Annotated in this window: 1 pseudogene; it reads left to right on the top strand. The window is 75.0% G+C overall.

Going from position 1 to position 348, the window contains the following annotated elements:
* Positions 1–348, top strand: a pseudogene (locus N801_RS21295) (HNH endonuclease); the annotation flags it as partial.

The raw sequence follows: 348 nt of genomic DNA, 5'->3' as shown, positions 1-348 counted from the left end.
GTGGGTCCGCGATGCCCTCGAGCGCCAGGGCCCGACCGCCGACATCGACGCCTGCGCGTCGGGGGGCACAGACGCCGGCGGTGCAGCGGCGTTCGTGTGGCTGCGGCGCCTGTTCACCGACCCCACCGGTCGCGACCTCGTGGCCCTGGACTCGCGGCGTCGGCGCTTCCACGGCGGGCTGCGCCGGTTCCTCGAGCTGCGCGACCCGACCTGCCGCGTCCCGTGGTGCGACGCACCGGCTGTCCAGGTCGACCACGTCACCGCGGTGCATGACGACGGCTCGACCGCGGCCGCCAACGGTGCGGGGGTGTGCCAGCGGCACAACCTCGTCAAGGAGCTCGACGGCTG

This window comes from Knoellia aerolata DSM 18566 (assembly GCF_000768695.1).
Taxonomy (GTDB): domain Bacteria; phylum Actinomycetota; class Actinomycetes; order Actinomycetales; family Dermatophilaceae; genus Knoellia; species Knoellia aerolata.
This window is presented reverse-complemented; position numbering and strand designations above follow the sequence as displayed.